Source organism: bacterium (genome assembly GCA_037131655.1).
Classification (GTDB): domain Bacteria; phylum Armatimonadota; class Fimbriimonadia; order Fimbriimonadales; family JBAXQP01; genus JBAXQP01.
In genome coordinates, this window is sequence record JBAXQP010000147.1 from 1 (window position 1) to 6,945 (window position 6,945).

The 6,945-nt window shown below is 45.4% G+C and carries 4 protein-coding genes and 1 pseudogene; 3 read left to right on the forward strand and 2 right to left on the reverse strand.

Going from position 1 to position 6,945, the window contains the following annotated elements:
- Both WCO51_07935 and WCO51_07940 read right to left on the reverse strand, forming a co-directional pair.
- The coding region (locus WCO51_07935) for a group II intron reverse transcriptase/maturase (protein MEI6513190.1) at positions 1-181 on the reverse strand (181 nt) is incomplete at its 3' end.
- A gap of 10 nt (positions 182-191) precedes the next feature.
- The gene (locus WCO51_07940) at positions 192-341 is read right to left on the reverse strand and encodes a hypothetical protein (GenBank protein ID MEI6513191.1); all 150 of its coding nucleotides are present in this window, start codon (positions 339-341) and stop codon (positions 192-194) included.
- 720 nt (positions 342-1,061) lie between these two features.
- On the opposite strand from WCO51_07940, the pseudogene WCO51_07945 reads away from it, so the two are divergent.
- From WCO51_07945 to WCO51_07955, 3 genes and pseudogenes are all read left to right on the forward strand, one after another.
- Positions 1,062-1,229: pseudogene (locus WCO51_07945) on the forward strand (group II intron reverse transcriptase/maturase).
- A gap of 397 nt (positions 1,230-1,626) precedes the next feature.
- Complete coding sequence (locus WCO51_07950) at positions 1,627-3,882, forward strand: hypothetical protein (GenBank protein ID MEI6513192.1); 2,256 nt, start codon at positions 1,627-1,629, stop codon at positions 3,880-3,882.
- A gap of 202 nt (positions 3,883-4,084) precedes the next feature.
- Entirely contained in the window at positions 4,085-6,910 is a 2,826-nt protein-coding gene (locus WCO51_07955) for a tetratricopeptide repeat protein (protein MEI6513193.1), read from the forward strand.
- Positions 6,911-6,945: the final 35 nt, after the last annotated feature.

Sequence of the window (6,945 nt, forward strand, 5' to 3'; positions counted from 1 at the left end):
TACCGATAGCTTTATTCCCAGCCAGCAACCAGTATTGCTCTTTAAGCATATCGACTTTAAGCATATCGACATTGATCAGGTGGCCAATGTTGTTAAACACGAGCTGCCAATCTTGCGCCGATAATTCACCTATGCGATCAAGTTTCGTTAACCATGATATTCTGTCTCTGTGTACAGTCATTGTTTCTCTCTTACGCTCGATCTATCTGCCAGCCCTTCGCTCCACAGGCATTACCCTGCTTCAACACTACTATGGCTAACTCCGACTTCCATTGATTTATCCCAAGCACCTTATGCTCTTCACACTTGTTAGCTTGGTACTCCATCCTTGGAGGAACCAATGGATCTCCTGGGTTCCGCACTGTTCTTTACAAACTCGCCGACGCCTTCGACTCCGGTGTGTGTTTCTAAATGGGATTTGCTAGTTTGACCATTTAGAAACCGTGGCCTGCTGACCTTCCAACGTCATCGGCACAACACAATAAGGGATTTCGGAGCTGTCACGTTCATCTACTGATTTCGGCTCGAATGTTTCGCTGTCTACGCTTCGTCTCCATTGTTACCGCCGAAGACGCAAGACTCGCTATGTAGTGGTCTAGCTAACCTTCTACAGTGGGACTCTCACCCACAAGATCAGTGCAGCTTTGCCCAGCGCACTGGAAGAACCCCCAAAAGTGTTCGTTCTGAGCTAAGCCACTTTCCAGTAGTACCGTTTTAAATGTTTTTCAAGCTCATTCATCCCAGGAGATAAATACATTTTATAGACTTTCAGATAAATAACTTCCTTGCTATGCATAGAATGAGGGCTGATTTTAAATGTCTTTTTAACAGGTGGGATTGGAAATTTAATTTCTGAAAGTCTATAGATTCGTCATGCTGGTTCAAAAAAACGTAAAGTAGATTAGTCAACATTGCTTAGTTTTTCTCTATGAGTTTTCTTGTGGTTTTTTTGCCTTATTTGGGTGATTTTTGGAGTACAAGGTTAACGCTCATTTTTCTTGTGCCGCCTTTTGGCAGATGTTACTCATTTACGAAGCTTTCCTTACGGTACCCCAGAAACAATGACTGTACACAGAGACAGAATATCATGGTTAACGAAACTTGATCGCATAGGTGAATTATCGGCGCAAGATTGGCAGCTCGTGTTTAACAACATTGGCCACCTGATCAATGTCGATATGCTTAAAGAGCAATACTGGTTGCTGGCTGGGAATAAAGCTATCGGTATCGGATGTTCTAGCGCACTGAATATGTGTTGGGAACACTGATCTATCGGGAGCCGGATGCAATAGTTTTGCAAGTCCGGTTCTGAGGAGGGGCCTGCTGAGGCGACTTGGCAGGTCTACTCACCCAAGACCCCAATAGGACACGACTACAAACTAAAACGACATTTCCCCCCCAAAATAAATTCAATAAAGCACCTTGTTGGCAAGCACCACGTCAGCCGCAATCAGGATGTTCGATTTAGGTGGTATACGTGCCTTACAGAGTGTGCGACTGGATACTTAGAGGGTTTTCTGTATTGATGTTCCGTGATGTTCCAATTTACTTGACATCAATGATTTTAATGTTAAGATTATGCCTCAATAGAATCACTGGAACACCTTGGAACATCGGATATTTACTATGGCGCAAAATTACAAAGCAGCAGCAAAGAAGAACCCTGGCAGAAAATCTTGGCTCGTTGAGTTTCGACACCCACTTCGAAACGACGCCAATAACAAGCCCGGGAAAAAGACCCGCAAAGGTCTTGGTACTGAAGATGAGGATGAGGCTATTCGGCTAGTTGAACAGCTAAATCAATTGCTTTCCAACGAATCTCTTTGGTCGGTCGGCGCTCAGATTGAAGCCTTGAAGCATTACGATGCAAAAGTCGTTGAGATATTCTATGGGGAAATTGCTCCGCGTATTGGTGTATCACTCGATTTGCGAGACAAGCTACTGCCTCTTCCCAGTCATGACGAAGGTTATGCACGGATTGCATTAATGGGCGTACCTGGCGCTGGTAAGACGACACTTGTTCGCCAGCTAATTGGCACACACCCTGAAACAGAGCGTTTTCCGTCAACGTCCGTAAATCGAACTACAACATTCCCTACCGAAGTAGCCCTGCGCGATGGCCCCTACTTTGACGCAGTCGTTACCTTCATGTCAGAACATGAAACAAGGTTCGAGATTGAAGAGTCGCTTTCGGCTGCCATTGTAGAGGCAGTAGATGGCGATGTGAAAAAAGTGGCTAGAGTCCTTCTTGAAAAAAGCGACATGCGATTTCGATTGAAGTATCTACTTGGTGATTTTGCCCAAGGAAGCCAGCCAGAGATAGACCCCTACGATGACGAAGATCTTGATGAAACTAAAGATGTAGAAGCAGGAAATAATATAACTCCAGAAGAGAAAATCCAACATCAACAAGTTTTAACGACCTACATTAGCCGAGTGATTAATTTGGCGGCACGACTTAAGACTGAGTTGGAAGCAGACCAAGGTCAAATTACAACAATGCAGTCTGAAGATCGCAGTGCCGCGCTGGATCTTATTGAAGAGCAAGCTGTGACCTCAGATGAGTTCCTCGAATTAGTGTCAGATATTCTTGATGAGCTACGCACTAAATTTACTCATGTGCCTGGAGGTCGGTTCGAAAAAACAACAACTGGGTGGCCGAATGCTTGGCACATCAAGTCACCAGCAGACGAACGAGAAAATTTCCTGAAGGCTGTCCGTTTTTTCTCCGGAATCTCCTACCAATCGTGGGGCAAGCTGTTAACGCCGCTGGTCAATGGCTTGAGGGTGATCGGCCCGTTCAAGCCCAACTGGGCTGAGCAGACTCCGCGTCTCGTCTTAATTGATACAGAGGGGCTTGGCCACAAGGCTAATGCGACTGCTGATTTGCCAGAGCAGGTTTTGACACTACTCCACGAGGCAGATGTGGTGTTGCTGGTTGATAGCGCAAAAAACGGTATGACTAACTTTGCCGCAGGCAAGGCGTTGGAAGGCGTTGTGAATACGGGGCATACTCGTAAATTGGCTGTGGTGTTCACTCATATGGATGCAGTCAAGGGAGATAACCTAAAAGGGCAAGCTAAACTCGACCATGTGTTTGGCGGCCTACGAAATGTCATCGAGAACCAGCTGGCTAAGAATGTTTCGGCAGAAGCCGCTCGGTATCTATTAGATCACTTGGGCAATAGTACCTTTTATGTCGGCCGGATTGATGAGATAGATCCAAAACCTGCCAAACCAGAGCTTCTCAAGCTGCTGGCGCATCTCTCTGCTGCACAGCCGCCGGTGTTTGAGCCAGTGGCGTTTCCCGAGTATAGCCTTGATAACCTTGTACTTGCGATTCAAGAAGCTGCCAGAGAGTTTCGCCACCAATGGCAAGGCACCCTGGGCCTGGCGGCGCACCCAGAGTTTAAACCCAAGGCTTGGCAAACTATCAAGGCCTTAAGTCGCCGCTACGCAGAGGGGTGGGATGATGGATTTGTGTTGCGACCGACATCTAATCTCGATGCCGCCCTTCGTGCAGCAGTGTCTCGATTCTTGGAGACCCCCATCGACTGGAGCGGCAACTCTACAGCTGAGCAAAAGCGAGCAACAATAGATCGAATTAAGACAGCAGTCACTCAGCAATTACCAACGCTCTGTAGACACCGCCTGCGGGAACAACCACAACCTATTTGGCATGCAGCTTACTCGCTTCGAGGTGCAGGCAGCACGTTTGAACGGCGGATGTGTATTGAAGGCATCTATGAGCGATGGGTTCCGGTGCCTGATGCTCGTGGTGATCGCTTGGTGTTCGATTTTCTAAGTGAAGTGAAGGGCGTTGTCACTAACTCTGTTAGTAAGGTCGAACAAGAAGTTCGTGACGCAGATGCTACTGCTTGATGCTTGAGGTGATGGTCGGGACTATGTGAGTGCTCGGTATGCAAGTGGGAATGGTTGCGTCAGTGCTGATCGGTCATTAGTCGGCCTCCGGGTGCGGTTCGGTGAATTTTTTCCGGCATGTCTGCCGAACGGCTAGATTATCATTCTAATGACTGGATGATAGCAAGTTAGCCTTCATCATAAATTTAAACTTAGGAGAATCATGTTGTTCGAGCACATAAAAAAGCGAATCATTAAGGGACTAATAGATGAAATCAATTGCCTTGATCCAACCGAACTAGAATTAGTTGGCCATAGTGTGATAGAGATAATTGAGAATAGCAGGATGATCCACCACGGCATCAATAAGGATTACAAGCCGAGTGGCTATACGGTGGATACCTTTTCGAACGACTCCACCGTGATTGGTGAGTACAGCACGGATAGCAACTATTTCACGAACGTGGGGACAAAAGAAAATGCTAAGAAGGGGACGAAAGATAACCCTAAGTTTGAAAAAATCGAAAATGACATCACTCACGCCTTCAACCATAAGCTGCCGAACGGGCCAGAAAAGATTTATCTGATCACCAATCAGGAAGAACCGCCTTTGTTCCGTCAAAACTTTAACAAAACACAAGTCAGTCAATCTCATGGACAGATTGTCACGATCTACGATGCACGCGAGTTAGCTAAGATCATTTACAAACAGTCCACTGACAATAGTAATACTGCGTTGTTTTATCGAAATTTTTTCCCTGGCTTTTCTCAAAATTTTGATAACTACGAGTACTATGGAAAGATTCCAGCACGATGTGAAAAACATTGCTCGGATCAAAACATTATAAATATAATCAAGCAATATTACTCGACCAATAAGAACATCTGTACTCTTTACGGCTTGAGTGGATCAGGGAAAACACAAGCCGCGATCGATTTTATCCATCATGATGGTAACTCATTTGAAAATTACATTTGGATTGCTGGCGAAGACTGGAAGCCAGATACATCTCTAAGTGCCATTCAACGATCTCGGGGTGGCATATCGATCAACGTTGCAGGCATATTTAACTCCACCAAGACTATCCTTGTCATTGACAGTATTCAGCGGGGCATAGACAAGGATATCTTCCAAGAGCTCGAAGTCGGCTTTGCCAAAGGTGGTATTGTGCTGTGTACCTCTCAGGTAACTGTACCAGGAAGTCCCCTGTATTTGTCGATACCGACATTGTCTAAAGAAGTTGCGATTGAAATACTTGGCGAAGACTCGAATGTTCTGAGTGAAATTTGTGAACGCTTCGTCGAAGCTTGCCGTTTTTCTCCATTGATACTAGCTACAGCACGAAAGATTATTGAGCTACAGGATGTTCCTAGGAATGACCTGTATAACGAGATTCTCTTGCATCCAGAAGATGTTGACCAATGTGATGGCACTTCAATCATGAGGCGAATTCTCGGAAGGTTAGAACAGGGAAATCAAGATGCTCTAGTAAAAATCGCAAACTCTGGGTTGTCAACCCACGATTTTAACTTCTTGCGTCACTTTATTGGAAACAATAGGCTCGTCAATTTGCAACGATTTGCCATCCTTAAGTCTACCAGCACACCTGGTGTCATGAGTGTACATGACCTGATCTGCAAAGCCGTTCAAAGTGAGATCAATGGCAGCACTTTAGCACAAGAAATTGAGAGATACATTGAGAGATATACTGGCGAAATGATGCCAAGTGTCCTTCGGGAAATTCATTTAGGAGCCAAACAAATACATGAAGAACATATGCGGCGAGCTAATCATGAGCCAGACTGGCTTACCTACGCTCTTCTACAGAGCAATGGTGACATCAGAATGGGTATCCATGAACAAATTTACGCCAAAGGAATCAACTCATCTTCTAATCTTGCAACTGTGATGTGTATCATCGACGCAAAAGAGAGCTATGCCTATACGATAGAGGATCAGGAGCAGCGTAAAGCATATTACATGCAGTGTGCGGACGAATATCTAAGAGCTTTTCAAGCGTCCGCTGATGACAAAATTAAAGCCGAACTTCTGCACCACCGAGGAAAGGCATTACGGCGATACGGACAATTGGATGAAGCTCTCGATTGCTTCACCCAGCTTCATAGCTTTGAACCGAAATGGCACGCAACCTATGGGCAAATTGCCCATCTTGGAATTACACAAAATGTGGGTTCTCGCATCAAAAAAGAAGGAGAGAAGGCCATGTGTGCTCTTCTTTCCGACATGTTAGCTAGTGAATCTACAGTTCCCTTGCGTGTGTCTATGGCGGCTTTCGCTCGCTTACGCTCATATCGCAATATCATTGACAAAATTTCATCAAATTCAGATGACGTAAAGAAGCTTGCAAATATCTTAGCCATGTCTGCTCTTGAAGGGCTCGACCAGTTCTATGAGGCATTCGTCTCCTTTACGTCAATATTTGGATACCACTATAGCTCAATATGTGTAGAGCTTGCTGAGGCACTTCCAGAAATACTGGCCACATCACCAGAATCAGTTGAAAAGAAGCAATGGCAGAACGCATGTGAGGCACTTACAAATACCGCCATAGCCGCTGGTCGAGATGGTAGAGCCGAGCTTTCGAGACGGATAGCTCAATCCAGTAGTAATTTTGCAGATGCACTGAATGCTACAGATAAGCTTACAGCGTTTGTTACTCGCGCGATCGCAAAGGCATATACCACTGCGGACGCACCGCAAAAAGCTCTAGATGCAATAGCCAAAGTCCCTGCCGAAGCTGTTGATCACTGGTTGATCTACCAAAAATCAAAGGCGCAATTGGCTCTTGGTACAACAGACGAAGCCATAAATAGCGCGATTGATGCTTTAAAACTAGCACAAGAAGATAAAAATGTTCAGTCAAGACTGTCGATTTATCATGATCAACTCAGCCGATGCTATGAAAGCATAGGCAACTATCCGACAGCCATTGGCGAAGCCAAGACCGCATTTAATAAGTGCTCAGATAGCCAATACAAGAATGATCTTGCACAACGACTTGCATTATTGGAATCTCATGTAAGTTGATGTGAGTTGCTATGGGTTGGGGTTGGGGTTGGGGT

What these genes read in the sequence shown, in the direction of transcription:
- WCO51_07950 (MEI6513192.1), top strand. Translation starts at nt 1,627, where the DNA reads ATGGCGCAAAATTACAAAGCAGCAGCAAAGAAGAACCCTGGCAGAAAA.
- WCO51_07955 (MEI6513193.1), top strand. Translation starts at nt 4,085, where the DNA reads ATGTTGTTCGAGCACATAAAAAAGCGAATCATTAAGGGACTAATAGAT.